The sequence below is a fragment of the Pseudomonas sp. p50(2008) genome (assembly GCF_015351605.1).
GTDB lineage: Bacteria > Pseudomonadota > Gammaproteobacteria > Pseudomonadales > Pseudomonadaceae > Aquipseudomonas.
The window spans coordinates 391183-408657 of sequence record NZ_JACMYF010000007.1 but is presented as its reverse complement, the minus strand read 5'-3'; the positions used below and the strand labels follow the sequence as shown (position 1 = coordinate 408657).

At 58.6% G+C, this 17475-nt stretch carries 15 protein-coding genes; 8 read left to right on the top strand and 7 right to left on the bottom strand.

Annotation, left to right across the window (positions count from 1 at the left end; genetic code table 11):
• Positions 1-215: 215 nt before the first annotated feature.
• From H7698_RS21580 to H7698_RS21570, 3 genes are read left to right on the top strand one after another with little or no spacing between them, the layout of a single operon-like run.
• Positions 216-875 (top strand): paraquat-inducible protein A, encoded by a 660-nt coding sequence (locus tag H7698_RS21580; RefSeq protein WP_162439713.1) that lies wholly within the window; start codon positions 216-218, stop codon positions 873-875.
• A complete protein-coding gene (locus H7698_RS21575; protein WP_162439712.1) occupies positions 862-1479 on the top strand; it encodes a paraquat-inducible protein A in 618 nt (205 codons plus the stop codon). Before H7698_RS21580 ends, H7698_RS21575 begins: the two co-directional genes overlap by 14 nt.
• Positions 1472-3775: a PqiB family protein gene (locus tag H7698_RS21570; RefSeq protein WP_194692756.1), complete on the top strand. Its 2304-nt coding sequence runs from the start codon at positions 1472-1474 to the stop codon at positions 3773-3775. Before H7698_RS21575 ends, H7698_RS21570 begins: the two co-directional genes overlap by 8 nt.
• Positions 3776-3840: 65 nt before the next feature.
• On the opposite strand, the gene mksF is transcribed toward H7698_RS21570, so the two are convergent.
• Genes mksF through mksB form a run of 3 tightly spaced genes read right to left on the bottom strand, consistent with a single transcriptional unit; the run spans position 3841 to position 8646 of the window.
• The gene (gene mksF, locus H7698_RS21565) at positions 3841-6681 is read right to left on the bottom strand and encodes an Mks condensin complex protein MksF (RefSeq protein ID WP_194692755.1); all 2841 of its coding nucleotides are present in this window, start codon (positions 6679-6681) and stop codon (positions 3841-3843) included.
• Positions 6678-7379, bottom strand: coding sequence for an Mks condensin complex protein MksE (gene mksE / locus H7698_RS21560; protein ID WP_162439709.1), 702 nt, complete (start codon positions 7377-7379; stop codon positions 6678-6680). The genes mksF and mksE overlap by 4 nt, the downstream gene beginning before the upstream one ends.
• Positions 7369-8646 (bottom strand): Mks condensin complex protein MksB, encoded by a 1278-nt coding sequence (gene mksB, locus H7698_RS21555; RefSeq protein ID WP_162439708.1) that lies wholly within the window; start codon positions 8644-8646, stop codon positions 7369-7371. Before mksB ends, mksE begins: the two co-directional genes overlap by 11 nt.
• A 207-nt stretch (positions 8647-8853) precedes the next feature.
• Here mksB and H7698_RS21550 point away from each other — a divergent pair, with 207 nt between their 5' ends.
• Both H7698_RS21550 and rimI read left to right on the top strand, forming a co-directional pair.
• The gene (locus tag H7698_RS21550; protein ID WP_162439716.1) at positions 8854-9594 is read left to right on the top strand and encodes an energy transducer TonB; all 741 of its coding nucleotides are present in this window, start codon (positions 8854-8856) and stop codon (positions 9592-9594) included.
• Positions 9587-10039, top strand: a complete 453-nt coding sequence (gene rimI / locus H7698_RS21545) for a ribosomal protein S18-alanine N-acetyltransferase (RefSeq protein ID WP_162439707.1) — start codon at positions 9587-9589, stop codon at positions 10037-10039. Before H7698_RS21550 ends, rimI begins: the two co-directional genes overlap by 8 nt.
• A 123-nt stretch (positions 10040-10162) precedes the next feature.
• Here the strand turns inward: rimI and H7698_RS21540 are convergent, their stop codons facing one another.
• Complete coding sequence (locus tag H7698_RS21540; RefSeq protein WP_194692754.1) at positions 10163-10567, bottom strand: serine kinase/phosphatase; 405 nt, start codon at positions 10565-10567, stop codon at positions 10163-10165.
• 152 nt (positions 10568-10719) lie between these two features.
• Between H7698_RS21540 and can the strand changes: the two genes are divergently transcribed.
• The gene (gene can / locus H7698_RS21535) at positions 10720-11364 is read left to right on the top strand and encodes a carbonate dehydratase (protein ID WP_162439705.1); all 645 of its coding nucleotides are present in this window, start codon (positions 10720-10722) and stop codon (positions 11362-11364) included.
• A gap of 5 nt (positions 11365-11369) precedes the next feature.
• On the opposite strand, the gene H7698_RS21530 is transcribed toward can, so the two are convergent.
• Together H7698_RS21530 and H7698_RS21525 are read right to left on the bottom strand one after the other, a co-directional pair.
• Positions 11370-11894 (bottom strand): lysine methyltransferase, encoded by a 525-nt coding sequence (locus H7698_RS21530; RefSeq protein ID WP_162439704.1) that lies wholly within the window; start codon positions 11892-11894, stop codon positions 11370-11372.
• Positions 11895-12118: 224 nt separating this feature from the next.
• Positions 12119-13537, bottom strand: coding sequence for a short-chain fatty acid transporter (locus H7698_RS21525; RefSeq protein WP_162439703.1), 1419 nt, complete (start codon positions 13535-13537; stop codon positions 12119-12121).
• A 175-nt stretch (positions 13538-13712) separates the two neighbouring features.
• On the opposite strand from H7698_RS21525, the gene H7698_RS21520 reads away from it, so the two are divergent.
• The gene (locus H7698_RS21520; protein WP_442966315.1) at positions 13713-15116 is read left to right on the top strand and encodes an aminotransferase-like domain-containing protein; all 1404 of its coding nucleotides are present in this window, start codon (positions 13713-13715) and stop codon (positions 15114-15116) included.
• Here H7698_RS21520 and panB read toward each other — a convergent pair.
• Positions 15101-15919: a 3-methyl-2-oxobutanoate hydroxymethyltransferase gene (panB, locus tag H7698_RS21515; RefSeq protein WP_194692752.1), complete on the bottom strand. Its 819-nt coding sequence runs from the start codon at positions 15917-15919 to the stop codon at positions 15101-15103. The genes H7698_RS21520 and panB overlap by 16 nt on opposite strands.
• A 169-nt stretch (positions 15920-16088) precedes the next feature.
• Between panB and H7698_RS21510 the strand changes: the two genes are divergently transcribed.
• Positions 16089-17402, top strand: coding sequence for an MFS transporter (locus tag H7698_RS21510; protein ID WP_194692751.1), 1314 nt, complete (start codon positions 16089-16091; stop codon positions 17400-17402).
• Positions 17403-17475: the final 73 nt, after the last annotated feature.

Sequence of the window (17475 nt, the reverse complement as noted above, 5' to 3'; positions counted from 1 at the left end):
GTGAAACGATGCATCGCCGATGGTAGTGTGGGGTTTCCCCATGTGAGAGTAGGTCATCGTCAAGATTAAATTCCGAAACCCCTGTTTGCTAACGCGAACAGGGGTTTTGTTTTGTCCGCAGGAAAGTACTACGAAAGCGTCGGTACAAATTTGCACAGTTATTTTTGAATAAGAACACTAGAATAGGCCCAACTTTTTCGAAGTCAGAGCCTTTTATGCCAGATCCGGTTGACGCCTCAGGGCTGTCAGAATTACCACTGGACGACTTGGTGGCGTGTCATGAGTGCGACTTGCTGATGCGCAAGCCAGCACTCGCACACGGCGAGAAAGCGTTGTGCCCTCGCTGCGGTTACGAACTCTATGCCAATCGTCATAATGTCGTGCAACGAAGCCTCGCCTTAGTCATCGCCGCCCTGCTGCTTTATATCCCTGCGAACTTTCTACCCATCATGGAGCTCAATTTACTCGGGCAGTCGTCCCATGACACGGTCTGGAGTGGGGTTGTTGGCCTGTTTGATACCGGCATGCAAGGTGTAGCTGTCGTGGTGTTCCTCTGCAGCATGGGAATTCCACTGGCCAAGTTACTCTGCCAATTGGCCGTGCTATTGAGTATCCGCTTCGATATAGGTCGAAGTTACGGTTTGTTGCTCTACCGCATTTATCACCATTTGCGAGATTGGGGAATGCTTGAGGTCTACCTGATGGGCGTACTGGTTGCGATTGTAAAACTGGCAGATATGGCAGCTATTACCGTGGGCCTTGGCCTGGTGTGCTTTATCAGTTTGTTGTTGGTCCAGGTCTGTTTGGAGGTCGTCATGTCACCTCATCAGATCTGGCAGGCGTTATCGGGAGAAGATGCTCATGCGGGCGATTGATGCGGGCATTCTGATTTGCATTGAATGCCATGAGTTGAATAAGCAGGAAGCTGACGAGCAGATTTGCACCCGTTGCGGTGCGCTGGTACATGCCCGTCGCCCGAACAGCCTGGTACGTACCTGGGCGTTGCTGATCACGGCCGCGATTCTCTACATACCAGCCAACCTTTTGCCGATCATGACTGTCAACTCGCTTGGCCAAGGTGACCCCAGCACCATCATGTCGGGTGTCATCCAGTTGGTTCAGCACGGCATGATTCCCATTGCGGCGGTGGTTTTTATCGCCAGCATTCTGGTACCGACATTCAAACTGGTGGGCATCGCGCTACTGCTGTTTTCCGTACAAAGGCGCCAGCCTCTTTCGGCCCGGCAGCGCATTGTGATGTACCGCTTTATCGAGTTCATCGGCCGATGGTCGATGCTGGATATCTTTGTGATTGCCATCCTCGTGGCAGTAGTCAATTTCGGACGGCTTGCCAGCATTGAAGCCAATCTTGGCGCCATCGCCTTCGCCAGTGTGGTGATTCTGACGATGCTTGCCGCAGTAACTTTCGATCCCCGACTGATTTGGGATAACACGGAGTCGGACGACGACCATGACTGATTTGCCTACAGCGAAAACCCGACCGGCCTCCAACTGGTCTGCTATTTGGGTATTGCCCCTGATCGCTCTGATCATTGGTGGCTGGCTCGGATGGAGGGCTTACAACGAAACTGGAATCGAAATTCTGGTGCGTTTTGAAAGTGGTGAAGGCATCCAGGCCAACAAGACCGAAGTCGTCTACAAGGGGATGTCGGTCGGTAAGGTCAAAACCCTTAAACTCGACGACGAAGGCTCTTCCAAAGGTGTGATAGCCACTGTCGAGATGAACAAGGATGTGGAGCAGTATCTGCGCACCAGCACTCGATTCTGGCTGGTCAAGCCGAGCGTGACCCTGGCCGGTATCACCGGTCTTGAAACCCTGGTTTCGGGCAACTATATCGCTGTCAGTCCCGGTGAGGGCGAGCCCACTCGCAAGTTCAAGGCACTGGCTGAGGAACCGCCATTATCCGACGCCAAGCCTGGTCTGCACCTGACGATCAAGGCTGATCGCCTCGGCTCGCTGAACCGCGGCAGCCCCGTGTTCTATAAACAGATCAAGGTCGGCCAGGTCAAAAGCTACCTGCTGTCCGAGGACCAAAGCACCGTTGAGCTCAAAGTATTTATCGAACCTACTTATGCCAATCTGGTGCGCAAACACACACGTTTCTGGAATGCCAGCGGCATCAGCATCGACGCGAATCTGTCCGGTGTAAAAGTGCGCAGCGAATCCCTCGCCAGCATTGTCGCGGGGGGTATCGCGTTCGCCACACCAGAAAACCGCAAGGACAGCCCGCCCACTGATCCAAGTTTGCCGTTCCGTCTCTACGAAGACTTCGACGCGGCTGCGGCTGGTATCCGCATCAAGGTCAAACTCAGTGATTTTGAAGGTCTGCAGGCAGGTCGTACGCCGGTTATGTACAAAGGAATTCAGGTTGGCAATCTGAAGGCGCTCAAGGTCGATCCGGACCTGACTGCTGCCACTGCAGAACTCACTTTGGACCCATTGGCCGAAGACTATCTCGTCGACGGCACGCAGTTCTGGGTCGTCAAACCCTCGATCTCGCTCGCTGGCATCACCGGCCTAGAAGCCCTCGTGAAGGGAAACTACATTGCCATCCGTCCCGGTGACAAAGGTGCCGCGCCGCAACGAGAGTTCGTAGCACGACCCAAGGCCCCCCCTCTGGACTTGCGTTCACCGGGTCTGCATTTGGTGTTATTCACCGAGAACCTGGGTTCGTTGGAAGTCGGTAGCCCGATTCTCTACAAACAGGTCAAGGTAGGTTCCGTCCAGAGCTATCAGTTCTCTAAAACCAAGAAGCAATTGGTAATCGGTGTACACATCGAGAAAGAGTACGAAGGCTTGGTTAACGCCTCTACACGGTTCTGGAACGCCAGCGGTATTACGCTCACAGGCGGATTGACCGGTGGCATTCAGGTGAAAAGCGAGTCCCTGCAAAGCCTGATGGCGGGCGGCATCGCTTTTGAAACCCCGCAAGCCAAAGCGCCGTTGCAGAAGCGTATTCCAAGGTTCCGTCTGTTCGCCAACCATGATGAAGCGAATCAGAAAGGCACTGTAGTGACCATTAAGGTGGATCGCGCCGATGGTTTGCGCAGCGGTACTGCGGTCCGTTTCAAAGGTTTGGATGTCGGCAAGATTGAAGACGTTGATCTGACCGATGACCTCCAGTCCGTGATGCTCACCGCGCGTATTACCGAGGTGCCCGAGCGCATCGCTCGGGCCGGCAGTCAGTTCTGGGTGGTCAAACCGGAGTTGGGTTTGATCAAGACGTCCAACCTCGAAACCCTCGTGACCGGCCAGTACATCGAAGTACAGCCAGCGCTGAAAAACCTGGGCCCACAGAAAAACTTTGTAGCCTTGTCCAACCCGCCAGAAGCGGTGAAGCAGGAACCAGGGTTGAGTCTGGTACTCAGCGCGGCTCGTCGCGGCTCGCTGAAAACCGGCGTCCCGGTGACCTATCGCGAAGTGACCGTAGGCAAGGTGACAAGTTATGAACTGGGGCAGACGGCTGATCGCGTCCTGATACATATCCTGATCGAACCGAAGTACGCGCCACTGGTGCGTAGCGGTACGCGCTTCTGGAACTCCAGTGGATTCGGTTTCGACTATGGCCTGTTCAAAGGCGCGACCATGCGCACCGAATCTCTGGAAACGTTGATCCAGGGCGGCATCGCGTTCGCAACACCGGATGGCGATCGCATGGGCAATCCTGCGCGTCCGGAGCAGACGTTCCCCATGTTCGATAAATTTGAAGACGAATGGCTGACCTGGGCGCCAAAAATCCCCCTCGGTAAATAAGCCCGACAAAAAAGGCCGCGATCCATTGGATCGCGGCCTTTTTTACGCCCATCGATTAACGCAAATCAGACTGCATCCAGCGCAGCCTCATCCGCTTCAACGCTAATGACGGCCTTCACTTCATCGTGACGACGGATGTACTTCCAGTCCGCTTCATCGATATAGATTCCGTTCGGCCCGCTACCACCTTCAAGGTCAATCGCCACACTGGCGCAGACCTGCGGCTTGACGCTCGCCAGAATCGGCACAAAGCCCAGTTGCAGACTTGTTTCGAGTAGCGCTGCCTGGTTCTTCTCGTCGATGTCAGCAGCTTCATCGAGGTAGTAAGGCAAGCGCACGCGACCGGCCTGGTCACGGTCCATCAAGTGCAGCAACAAGTACATGTTGGTCAGCGCTTTGATGGTCATGGTCGTGCCGTTGGACGCGGCCCCGTCGATGTCGGTGTGAATCACCGGTTGACCATTGACCTTGGTGATCTCGAAGGCAAGTTCAAACAAGTCCTTCAGACCCAACTGGTTGTGGTTCGCCGCTACCAGGCGTGCCAGGTATTCCTTGGCCTCTTCGTTCTTGTTGTCCTGATCGGCACTTTGGCTCAGGTCAAAAACGGAGAGCGTCTCGCCTTCTTCGTACTGGCCGGCGCTGTGGATAATCTGATCGATGTGTTTGAGCGCTTCCTTGTTCGGCGCGAGCACGATGCGGAAGCTCTGCAGGTTGGAGACCTGACGCTTGTTGATCTCGCGGTTGAACAGCGCCAGTTGGTGCTCAAGGCTGTCGTAGTCGCTGCGGATATTGCGCAGGGTTCGGGCGATATCTGTCACGGCCGCACGGCGAGCCTTGCCGAGGGTCAGGGCTTCATCAGTGCGATGCGCGTACGCGTTGATCAGCAGCTGCAGGCGACGCTCCATATCGTCTTCGCTGTCGAACTTGGCCACGCCCTTCAGACGGACCTGAGCGTAAAGCGCCTCGATCTGGCCATCGCTGCGCTGCAAGCCCTGCCAGCTGTCCTGATAGTCATTGAGCAGCGGCAGCAGGTTGTCCATGGAATCGTCGATCGGGTCCATGAATGGCGTACCGAACGGCAGATCTGCCGGCAACAACTGGCGGCGGCGCAGGGCGTCGTCGAGGGTGCGTTGCTTGGCTTCCATGTCACCGATCTGCCGACCGACCAGTTGCAGCTTGGCCGACAGTTGCTGGACGCGTTCGGTAAACGCATCGCTGGAGCGTTTCAGCTCGTCCTGCGCCGCTTCCATCTGGGCGAGCTGCTCAAGCTTGTCGCCTTCTTCGGCGCTCAAGGTTTGAGCACGACGGAAATCTTCCAGGGCTTTCTGCGCATCCAGCACTTGCTGGTACAACGCTTCGGTCTGGGTCTTGCTGGCCGCGCGGTCGGCCGCAACGGCTTGCTGTGTCTTGAGTTGCTTGAGTTCTTTATCCAGACGCTCTTTCTGGTCCCGCAATGCGGCGCGATCGGCCAGCGCCTGCAGGGCTGGCGGTTCGATGTGCGACAGGTCGATGGAAAGCCCCGGCACTTCGAAGCGCTCGCCCTTGAAGCCATCAAGAATCAGCTCCATGGATTTGACCCACTGACCGTCTTCATCCAGCGCGATGCCATGCTCGCCCAGCGGCAAGCTGAACAGCGCGCTGTTGAACAAGCGCATCAGGCGTTCGACATCCTGCTGAGAGAACTCTTCGCGCAGTCGGGCATAGCTGTTGTTGTCAGCGTGATCGAGCTGCTGCTTGACCGACTTCAGGCGTTTCTCCAGGTCGCGCAGACGCTCTTCAAGGTCTTCGGCGCTGAACTGCCGCGATTGTGCCAGCGCACCGGCCAGCTCATCGTGCGCGTCCTTGGCAGCCAGCAATTGCTGCTCCAGGACTTTGACGTCATCAACCAAAGCAAAGCGATGCTTGAGTACCGACAGTTCTCCGAGCCAACGCTGGATGCCGGTGATTTCCCGCTCCAGGCGCATCAGCTCCTGTGTGCCACCACGCTGATCGTTTTGCAGCGCGTCCTGTTCATTGCGGTAGTGTTCGGCCTGAATCGTCAGCTCTTCCTTGCGTGCACCGGCGTAGTCCGCCCAAGTGCCCAGCAGGGAATCGAGCAGCGGCGAGATCCGGTGTAATTTGCCGCGCAGGATATTGCGCTGGGTAACCCCTGCGGCGAGCGCTTCAACCAGCGGACCGGCCGTCACCAGCGAGTTATAGTCCTGCTCCATGCGTCGAACATCACGAAACGCTTCTTCGCACGCCGCGATGTAATCGACGCTGCCCGAACGCAAGCTGTGTTCGAAGGCATCGAGGAACAGTTGCTTGAGCTTGGCTGCCGTGATTTCGCGCATGTGCAGCAGGTTGATGAACAATGCGCGGAAGGTCTTCAGGCTCTGCTCGCTGGTGGAACGCAACGGGATCAGCGTCAGGTCCAGCGGAATCGAGGTGTGGCCGCCGACGAGCAAACGCCGCAGTTCATCGGGCTTGAGCTCGTAAGCTTTGAGGCCTTCACGTTCAAGGTTGGTGAACAGTTCTTTCTGGCGCAGGCAGGTGTCGTTTTTCTGGTAATGGGCCAGATCCAGTTTGCCGGCGTAGGCGAAGAACTGGTGACCGAAACCACCGCCCGGGCCGCGACCGACGACACCGATCACGTGTGGCCCATGAGGCAGCGAAACTTCGACCAGGATGTAACTGGTGTCCGACGCGAAGTAGAAACGGCGGGATTGTTCGAGGCTGTACTTGCCGAAACTCATGTCCGACATGCGCGCCAGAATCGGGAACTGCAAGGCGTTGATCGAGGCAGATTTACCGAGGTTGTTCGCGCCGTAAACCGACAGTGGTTCTTCCAGCGGGAACAGGCCGAGGCTGTAACCGGCGGTGTTCAAAAGGGCAAAGCGGCGAATGCCGTAGCGTTCCTTGCTCATGCGTCGGTCTCCTGTTCTTCGGCAATGGCGCGGGCCAGCGCGTCTTCTTCGCTGTCTTCCGCGAAGTCACTCAAGTCCAGCGGGTCATCAGTTTCCAATAGCTTTTCGTCGCTGTCGTCATCGATCAAGACCGGGACCGGCAATGGCAGCACGCTGTGCAGGCTGGCCGCCAGATCGCGGTCTTGCTGGACCGACAGGCAGACATCGAGGAATCGGTGCATCGGTGGCAGGAAACGGTAGATGCCGTTTTCTTCGCCGGCAAAACCGAGTTGGGTCATGCGACGCATGATTTTTTCTTCGAGTTCTTCGACGGTCTGCACTTCTGCCTGAATAAACAGGTCGCGGTACTTTTCAAGCAGCGAAGGCAATTCATCACGGCCGAGGCTGCCGCCATCCAGCACGGCAACCGGGTCGCGCCCCTGGTCGGCCAGATGCTCGACGAGGATAAAGGTGAACAGCGCCAGTCGCTGCGCAGTCTTGTTCACCGCCGCAGCGGCGAGGTCCGGCACGAAGTAATAGAAACCACGGGTGTCGCAGACCAGTTCAAAGCCCAGCGCCTTGAACAGGGTGCGGTACTGATCCTGGAAATTCGATAATTGCGCATACAGTTCCGGGTCGCGGCGGCTGACGTGATAGCCCTTGAACAGCTCGCGGAAGATCGGCGCCAATTGAGACAGTTCGGATAAATCAAGATGCATGTGGGGTGCTCGCAGAATCCTCGGCGGCGGTATCGCGGGCCGAGAGCAGGGCGAAGGAGCGCAGGCTGACCTGATGCTCATGAGTGTGGTAATCGCGGCGTTCCAGTCGCTCACGTGTGAAGCGTTTTTCCCGCGACAGGCGCGAGAACCAATACAGCAATTCGTCGGTGGCGCCGTCCGGTTCCTGCTCCAGCAACCAGGTCATCAGGTCCGGCATCGGCAGTGCATCTTCGCAGCGTTCGAGCATCTCCCGAACCGTGCGTGGCGCGCGCGGCGCTTCGCCTTTCTGGGTCTTGTGGGCCTTGGGGAAGCGCGCAGGTTTCGGCTCGAATCGGGCCAGCGCATAAACGTAGGCTTCGACCTGACTGGCGCTGCCGAGGAAGGTGCTTTGCGGGCGGGTGAACATCGGCATGGCTGCTTGCGGCACTGCATCGATGCCTTTACGCCGGATGGCCGCGAGGGCCAGCGCCGCGCCGCGGGTCACGGCGTTGTGGCGACGGGCTTCTTCACGCAGTGGCAACAGCAGCTCGCGAGCATGACGCAATGTCAGCTGGGCACTGGTCTGCATTTCCAGGATACGTGCGTGGGTGCGCAGCAGCATGTCGTCGTCGACCAGGTGACCGATGCGTTGCTGCTCGGAGAGCATTCTCAGTAAAACATTTTCGACCTTGCGCACGCCTTGTTCGAAGGCGCCATCGGCGTTCACCAACTGGATCATCGGCTCGACGTATTCGTCCCACGTCGCCAGCACTTCGGCGTAGCGCTGGCGCAGCGGGATTTGCCGGTCGCTGGTCTTGGCGCGTTCGGCCACGGCCACCAGGGCCTGTTCGTCGTTGGCGAGTTTCTTCAATACATCTCGTACACGCATGTCGAGCAGGCGCAACTGGCGCGCCAGGTCGCTGCCGTCACGAATGTCGAAGGCATCCTGGATATAACCGGCGAGGCGCTCGAGGTGCCGCAGATAGGCCTCGATCTCCAGGCACAGGCCCAGACGGTGCTCACGACGCAGGTACGCGAGGAAGTCGTGAATCTGCGCGTTGAGTTCGAACCGGTTCGGGCTTTTTGCCACGGGAACCAGAATGTCGAGACGGATCCACACATCCAGCAGGCTGGTGATGTCCTGCGGCGTACTGTCAAGTTGCTGGGCGCCCAGTTGTGTGCGCAGTTCGTTGAGGCTCAAGGTGCCTTGGTCGAAGTGCTCGCACAGTGGCTCCAGAAGTGCCCAGTGTTCAGCGAGGGCGCGCAAGACGCGCTTGGGTTCGATCATCGGAATGGCCGGCTGGTTGGCGAATAAAAGCAGCGATTGTACTGCATCACGTTGGTTGCGATTCACTCTCAAGACGGACAGTCGGCTTTCTGTCGATCAACAACGGGCGATCTTGGACGAAGGGCGGTAGAATCACCGCACTCTCAGTTATCCACAAGTGGCCGACCTTTGCTAATCGAGTCTCGTCGCCGCGCTTACTTGACCGCCATGCAGGTGGTCAACTGGCTGCCGCGCACTGAATTGCCTTTTGCTGCGCCTTCGCGGCCCGAGCTGTTGGAGCTGCCTGAGCCTTTGGTCGAGGCCCCGATTGTTCAGGCTCCCGTGGTGGACGCGCCGGTAGAACCCACGATAAAGCCCGCCGAACGGGTAAAAATCGAGGTGCCGCGACCTTCGTTGGCCAGCACTCGCACGAACGCGAAAGTTGAGGAAGAGGAGGCGCCTGCCGCCATCAAGGCGCCGGTTGTGCCGCCTCCGCGGTTCGCCCTGCAGTTGCTGCGCGCCGGTCGTTGCCTGTTGCTGGTCGAGTTACCCACAGGCGAAACGTTTCAAACCCGCGACCCTGCGTACCTGTTGCTCAAGGACATGTTGCGCGCCGCCGGCCTGCCGGACAGCCCGCAAATCGTCGGCGAGCCGGTGCGTTGGCCGCTGTTGGTGCGTGGCACCATGGACCAGGGTCCTGAAGCGGCTCGCGATTTTGTACAAGGATTTCTCTCGGCCCGACTGGAAGACGCACCCTGCGTCTGTGTGTGGCTGATTGGCTTGCCGGCAGTTCGTTTCGCCGGTGAGGCGAATGCCGAATCCTTCAACCGTGAACTTCAGGTCGAAGGCCTGGGCTCGGTCTGGGCCCTGCCGGGTCTGGAACTTTTAATGGAAGAGCCACAGCGTAAGGCTGATGTCTGGCAAGCCATGCGTCGGCTGATGGCGCGCTGGAAAGAATCAAATGAGTGACGCTGTAACGTTCCGCCCGATGGTTGAAGCGGACATGGACGCTGTCCTGAAAATCGAATACGCGGCGTATAGCCATCCCTGGACCCGCGGGATTTTTCTGGACGGGCTGGGCAAGTACCAGATCTGGCTGATGTTCGAAGGCCAGCAGCAGGTGGGGCACGGCGTGGTGCAGATCATCCTCGATGAAGCGCATCTGCTGAACATCACCGTCAAACCGGAGAATCAGGGCCGAGGCCTGGGGTTGACGCTGCTGGAGCATCTCATGTCGATTGCCTACAAGGCTGAGGCGCGGGAGTGTTTCCTGGAAGTGCGCGATAGCAATCGTTCGGCATTTCGGTTGTATGAGCGCTATGGATTCAACGAGATTGGCCGTCGCCGGGATTACTACCCGGCGGTGGGCGGGCGCGAAGATGCGGTAGTCATGGCCTGCACGTTGGTCGATTGAACAAAGCCCCGTAGGAGCTGCCGAAGGCTGCGATCTTTTGATCTTCTGAGCCGCAACCTCTCCACGATTAAAAGATTGCAGCCTTGGGCAGCTCCTACAGGGAAGTCTGGTCAGTCGAGTTGATCAGCGATTCCCATCCAGCGGATCGCGCTTCGCCAATTCAGCTTCATCCAGACCGTTACCGCCGCCAATGTCGTCTTCATCGACAATGCTCAAATCCCAATCTGCCTGACCCCCTTCACCCGCTTCCTTCGCATCACGGGCACCGTCCTCACGAATCAGCGTCTCAGGGCTCATGTCATCATCTGTGGATTCGTGGTCATCGGTGGAAGCCCCGGTCATGCCGGCTTCGCGCACACGCTCGCGGGGCATCAGTTGCTCACGCTCGTTTTCCGGAATTTCTTCGCCAATTTTTGCGCTGGGTTCATCGTCGTCGAAATCCAGCTCATGCATCGAACCCATGCGGTCTTCGTTATCATCGATGGGCTCTGGCTGTGTCGCATCGAACGGACGTCGTGAATCAGTCATGGTAATTCCTCATACTGTGGGCCTTACTAGGGTGGACCCACAGGGCTCATGAGAATTCCGCCGGCGTGCAACACCGGCTATCTGCATCTCGCGCGTGACCCCGACGGATGGTTGTCTGTCATAGAAGCGCATCATTCTCGAGGCTTCATTGCATGAACGAATTACAAGATCTGATTAATAACAACGAGCGCTGGGCTGACGCGATCACCAAAGAAGATCCTGACTTCTTCGCCAAGCTGGCCCGTCAGCAAACGCCAGAGTACCTGTGGATCGGTTGTTCCGACGCCCGCGTACCGGCGAACGAGATCGTTGGCATGCTGCCCGGCGACCTGTTCGTCCACCGCAACGTCGCCAACGTCGTGCTGCACACCGACCTCAACTGCCTGTCAGTGATTCAATACGCAGTGGACGTGCTCAAGGTCAAACACATCCTCGTCACCGGCCACTATGGCTGCGGCGGCGTGCGTGCCTCGATGCAGGACCGCCAATTGGGACTGATCGATGGCTGGCTGCGCTCGATTCGCGACCTTTACTACGAAAAGCGCGAAGAACTGGCCAAGTTGCCGACCGAAGAAGAGCGGGTCGACCGTCTCTGTGAACTCAACGTCATTCAGCAAGTGGCGAACGTCGGTCACACCAGCATTGTGCAAAACGCCTGGCACCGTGGACAGAAACTGTCGATTCACGGCTGCATTTACGGCATCAAGGACGGCCGCTGGAAAAGCCTGAACGCGACCATCAGCGGGTTCGAGCAGTTGCCGCCGCAGTACCGCCTGCGTCCGATCGAGGCGCAGTAACGGCCTCACTCGAGCGTTCTTCGACGCCAGTGTTGGAGGAACTCTCGGCCATTGTCGTTCGGCGATTCATCGTAACCGGTGATCCAGCCGCGGCAATCGGGACTTGCGCAGCGGCAGGCAAACTGTCGCTGCAGCCGGTCTTCCGTCGCGGCGAAGTCCATCGTCAGGCGATCACCTTTCCTGAGGTCCTTGAGTGCCCATAACCACAGCTCGCTCATGTCGAGAAAGACGTTAGGGTCACAGGAATGGCTCAGCAAGCCACAGAAGCGCGGGTCATAGATATGAATCCCCGGCGCCAGCTGGCGGGTGTTTCGCGAGCGATAGGGTAGAAGTTGCCCCGAGACCCGACAGATGCGAGTGATGCGTGGAAACTCCCGTAAAACTGCGACAGCCACGGCTGATCCCTCTGCGCAGTGGATGATTTCAAAGTCGTTTCTGGACGGGAATCCAAGGCGAAGTGGCAATTCTACGAAGGGGTAGATGCCTGGGTGTGATGGCGGGGGCAATCCATGTTCGGCGAGGGTTCTCATAACATTCCTTGTCTGTTGAGTGCCGCGACTTCCACCTGCCGACTTCTTGTCAGCCCTGCTGCACGTGGGTACGTCTCAAGTCTTTAGCAAAACAATCAAACGGTCTACTGACACAAATGACAGAGGAAATGAGCCATTTTCCGCGTCAGCCTGGGCTTACGCGGCAATGCTCCTTTGACTTTGATGTGACTGCACCTACCTCACAGCAGGTGCAATCAGTGGCGTTACGGCATCACCGGCGCCGTATACACCAGCGTCGTCCCCAGCGCCCACAGCAGAAACAGCACGATCGGCGTGTGTACGAGCAGTTGCACGAACGAGAACCCGATCAAATCCCGAGCCTTCAACCCCAGCACACCCAACAGCGGCAGCATGTAGAACGGATTGATAAGGTTCGGCAGGGCTTCGGCGGCGTTGTAGATCTGCACGGCCCAGCCCAGATGGTAATTAAGGTCCGTGGCCACCTGCATGACGTACGGCGCTTCGATGATCCATTTGCCGCCACCGGAAGGAATGAAGAACCCCAGGATCGCCGAGTACACCCCCATCAACAGCGCGTAAGTGTCGTGGGACGCAATACTGACGAAGAAGGTTGAGATGTGATGAGCCAGGGTCTGGGCGTCCGTGCCTTTGACAGTGGTCATCAGCGCAGCGATCGAACCGTACAACGGAAACTGGATCAGCACGCCCGTAGTGGTCGGCACCGCCCGTGCGACCGCGTCGAGGAAGCTGCGGGGCCGCCAATGCAGCAATGCTCCGAGCATCAGGAACAGGAAGTTGTAGGTATTCAAGCCGGAAATCGCGCTGATCGCCGGTTTGGTCGAAAACTCATGGAACAGCCACCCCGCAGCCAGCAGCGCCAGCAGAATCGTCAGCAACGGGCTGTGCTCCAGCCATTCACCGGGACGGGTGCGCGGTTGCAGGGGGGGCAGATTGAAACTCGGGTCGATGCCGCACGCTTTCGCATCACGTGCGGTGTTCGGGCCGGGGGCGGTGGCGTAGGCAATGATCAGCGAAATAATGATCAGCGCCAGCAACAGCACGCCGGACTGCCAGAGAAAGATTGTCTGGGTAAAGGGAATCACGCCGGTGATCGACAGGATCGAGGGCGGCAGGCTGGCCGGGTTGGCCTGCAATTGCGCAGCGGATGACGAAAGACCCAGAGCCCACACTGCGCCAAGGCCCAGATAGGCAGCTGCACCGGCGGCGCGGTAGTCCATTTTCAGATCGGTGCGGCGGGCGAGGGCGCGTACGAGCAAGCCGCCAAACACCAGCGACAAGCCCCAGTTGAGCAACGAGGCCACCATGGAAATCAGCGCCACCCAGGCCACGGCGGAACGGCCGTTTTTCGGGATGCGCGCCAGTCGGTCGATCAGTTTCACCGCGGGTGGCGAACTGGCGACCACATACCCGCCGATCACCACAAACGCCATCTGCATGGTGAACGGGATAAGACTCCAGAACCCGTCACCGAAGGCCATGGCAGCGTCGGTCGGTTTGGCGCCCATGGCCATCGTGGCCACGGCGACAATGATCACCGCAAGGGCGGCGAACACCCAGGAGTCGGGAAACCAGCGCTCGGCAAAGCTCGAGCAACGAAGGGCAAAGCGGGCATAGCGGCTATCGTCGATTTCAGCGGCCACGAGAGAACCTCGAATTTTTATGTTTATTGTGGTCTTCAGGGCTTCACAGGCCCATCTGGACAGGTGCCAACAGTAAATCAATCGAGATGTTTATGCGGCGCTGTTTTGCTCTTTGGAGCGATTGCGTCGGGTCCGTCTTGGGAGGATGCTGCGCCGTGCCTCCCTCAAGGAATGACTGCGATTGAACAAGGACAGCACTTTTGCCTATCAGGCCGTGTATCGCTACCTGGTCGAGCTGATCGACTCAAGCGCAGCGGATGGCGAGATGAAACTGCCGTCACTGCGACAGTTGGCGTTGCGCCTGAACGTCTCCGTGTCCACCACCAAATATGCGTATGCCTTGCTCGAAGACGAGGGGCGAGTTCATTCCCGACCCAAGCTCGGTTACTTCTATGCGCCGACATCCTTCGCACAGCCGCTACCGTCAACCAACCTGCTCGACAATGTCTACGCCAGCGCGCGTCAGCCCGGCATGCTGGCGCTGTGCAGCGATGCGCCGTCGATGTTGTTGTCGCTGGAAAATCCGCTGCTGATGATGGAACGCGAGCTGTTGCGGCAATACCCGCGCACGGCGGTGCCGTTGTATCAGCCTTTCGGCGAGATCGAGTTGCGCACCGCGCTGGCTGAGCGATACACCCGATCGACCGAGCATTATTGGCGCCCGGAGCAGGTGTATATCGGTGCCGATGTGCGCAGTGTTTTGCAGATGTCGCTGGCCGCACTGCAATTGTCCGGGACAGCGGCACTGGTCGAGTCGCCGTGTTCCTGGGTGATCCTGCGGCAGTTGCAGGCGGCGAACATTCGGGTGATTGAGGTGCCTCTGCAGGCGAATGGACGCTTGGACCTGCAACGTGTCCACGAGGTATTACAGCGTGAAAACGTGGCGCTGGCGGTGTTCTCATCGGCGGTGGGCACTCCCCATGGCAGTCTGATGCCCGCTGCGGACAAACAGCAGCTGTGCAACTGGCTGAGCGAGCGGGGTGTCTGGCTGTTCGAAAACGACAGCTACGGCGAGTTCGGTTTTCACGCAGACCCGTCGCGTATGCGCGATTTTGCCGACCTCGACAGACTGCTAGTGTTTTCCACCTTCGATAAGGTGATCGGCCCGGAAGCACCCTTTGCCTACGTGCTGGTGCGTGGGCAAGAGGTGGCAATGCAACGCCAGTTCCTCGACCGGGCGTTTCGCCTCTCGCCGATTCGGCAAAAAGCGCTCGCCCGTTTGTACAGTTCACGACGGGTCGATCAGCACACTCAGGTCGTGCGAGGTCTGCTGAGCGAGCGCATGACGCAGATGACCGGGTTGCTTCGAGCACATGCCGCCGACCAGCTCAATGTGGTGACAGCGGCCGGGGGCGCGACGCTTTGGGCGCAGTCCGTACACCCGGTGGATATGCGCCGGGTGTACGAGCGTCTGCTGGCCAAAGGCATTGTGATCGCGCCCGGCGAGTTGTTCAGTGCGCAGGGGCTGTGGCGTGATTGCTTGCGCCTGAGCTACACCGTGGACTGGAGCAAGGACATCGGTTTGGCCGTGAAAATGCTCGCCGAGGCCATTGATCAGGAACGTCAGCTGACGCCGTAGCAGTGCTGCATCTGTGGAAACTGGCCGTTGCGCACTTCGTCGGCAAAACACTCGAATGCCTGGCTGATCAGGGCACCGACATCCGCATAGGGTTTGACGAAGCGCGGCACATGTTCGCCGCCGAGTCCCAGGATGTCCTCGGTGACCAGCACTTGCCCGTCGCAGGCCGGTGAGGCGCCGATGCCAATGGTCGGCATCGCTGAAAAATCGCTGATGCGCCGCGCAAGAGGTTCGGCGACACCTTCCAGCAACAGACTGAAAGCCCCCGCCGCGAGGTGTGCGCGCGCATCTTCCTCGATGGCGGTGGCAGTCGCCTCATTCAGGCCCTGAGCCTTGAAACCGCCCATGACGTTTACGTACTGCGGCATCAGGCCAATGTGCGCCATCACCGGAATGCCACGCTGCACCAGAAACTCAACGGTGCTGGCCAGGGCCTTGCCACCTTCAAGTTTGAGCGCATCGCAGCCGGTCCGCGCCATGACTTCGGCACAGTTGCGGTAGGCCTGTTGCGGTGATTCCTGATAACTGCCGAACGGCATGTCGGCAATCACACAGGCCAGCCGAGTGCTGGCGACGACCGCACGGGTGTGGCCGATGATTTCTTCCAGGCTCATGTCCAGCGTCGAGGTGCGGCCATAGCCAACCATGGCGGTTGAGTCGCCGATCAGCACGAAGTCGACGAAGGGGTCCATCAACTGCGCCATCGAGCGGCTGTAAGCCGTCAACGAAACGATCTTCTGCTGGCCTTTCATGGCCACCAACTGTGGAACGGTCAGGCGTCTACTGCGTGAATGGCTGCTCATGGCGGCTTTCCTGTGGATTGGAAAGCGCTCGATTATTAGCTTCACGAACGCGAATTCAATGCACAGAGAACGGCTAAAAACCAACCCAGAGGGCAGTTCAGGTTGTCCGTGAGCGCTTTTGCGTAGACCATGGGCGCCTTGGTTTTTGCCTATGCCAGAGTTCTTTTACATGACTGCCCAAACCGATTCGCGCCCGACGCCCTTTACCCGTTCGGATTACAAGACCCTCGGCCTTGCAGCCCTGGGTGGCGCGCTGGAAATCTACGATTTCATCATTTTCGTGTTTTTCGCCCTGACCCTCAGCCAGCTGTTCTTTCCGCCGGAAATGCCCGAGTGGCTGCGCTTGCTGCAAAGCTTCGGGATCTTCGCTACGGGCTACCTGGCACGGCCGTTGGGCGGCATTCTGATGGCGCATTTCGCCGACAGAATGGGGCGCAAGAAAGTCTTCAGCCTGAGCATCCTGATGATGGCGCTCCCGTGCCTGCTGATCGGGATCATGCCCACCTATGCCCAGATCGGGTATTTCGCGCCGTTGCTGCTATTGGCCCTGCGGATCCTGCAAGGCGCGGCGGTGGGTGGTGAGGTGCCGAGCGCCTGGGTGTTTGTTGCCGAGCACGCACCGGCCGGGCACCGCGGTTATGCGCTGGGGTTCCTGCAGGCGGGACTGACGTTCGGCTACCTGCTCGGTGCGCTCACGGCGACGATTCTGGCGCAAACGTTCACCCCGGCAGAAATTCTCGATTTCGCTTGGCGTTATCCGTTCCTGCTCGGCGGAGTCTTTGGTGTGATTGGTGTGTGGTTGCGCCGCTGGCTCAGCGAAACGCCGGTGTTCATGGCGATGCAAGCCAAGCGGGATGCCGCGGTCGAACTGCCGTTGCGCACGGTCCTGCGTGAACATCGTCTGGCGATGCTGCCGGCGATGATCCTGACCTGTGTACTGACGTCGGCGGTGGTGGTCTTCGTCGTCATCACCCCGACCATGATGCAGAAAACCTTCGGCATGACCGCCAGCTATACCTTCGGGCTGAGCGCCCTGGGCATCGTGTTCTTGAACATCGGGTGTGTACTCGCCGGGTTGTTGGTCGATCGCATCGGCGCCTGGCGCACCGTCATGCTGTATAGCCTGCTGCTGCCGATGGGGATCGGCGTGCTCTACGCCTGCCTGATCACCGGCGCAAACTGGACAGGGCTGGCATACGCGATTGCCGGTCTGTGTTGCGGGGTAGTGGGGGCTGTGCCGTCAGTGATGGTCAGCCTGTTCCCTGCGCGGGTTCGCGTCTCCGGCATTTCCTTCACCTACAACATTGCCTACGCCGCGTGGGCGAGTATCACACCGTTGTTGCTGATCGGCTTGATGCCCTGGAGCCCATGGATCTGCGTGATCTTCAGTGCAGTAATGGGAACAGTGGGCGTGATCAGCGCCGCGTATTTCGGTGCGCGAATGCCGAGTGTCGGACGTTGCCCGGCGGCTGGTGCGGCGTAAACGGAGAAGGCGCCTCACGGGCCGCAACTATTTTTGCAGGAGCCCCCTGAAACGCTCTTCAGAAAATATTTCC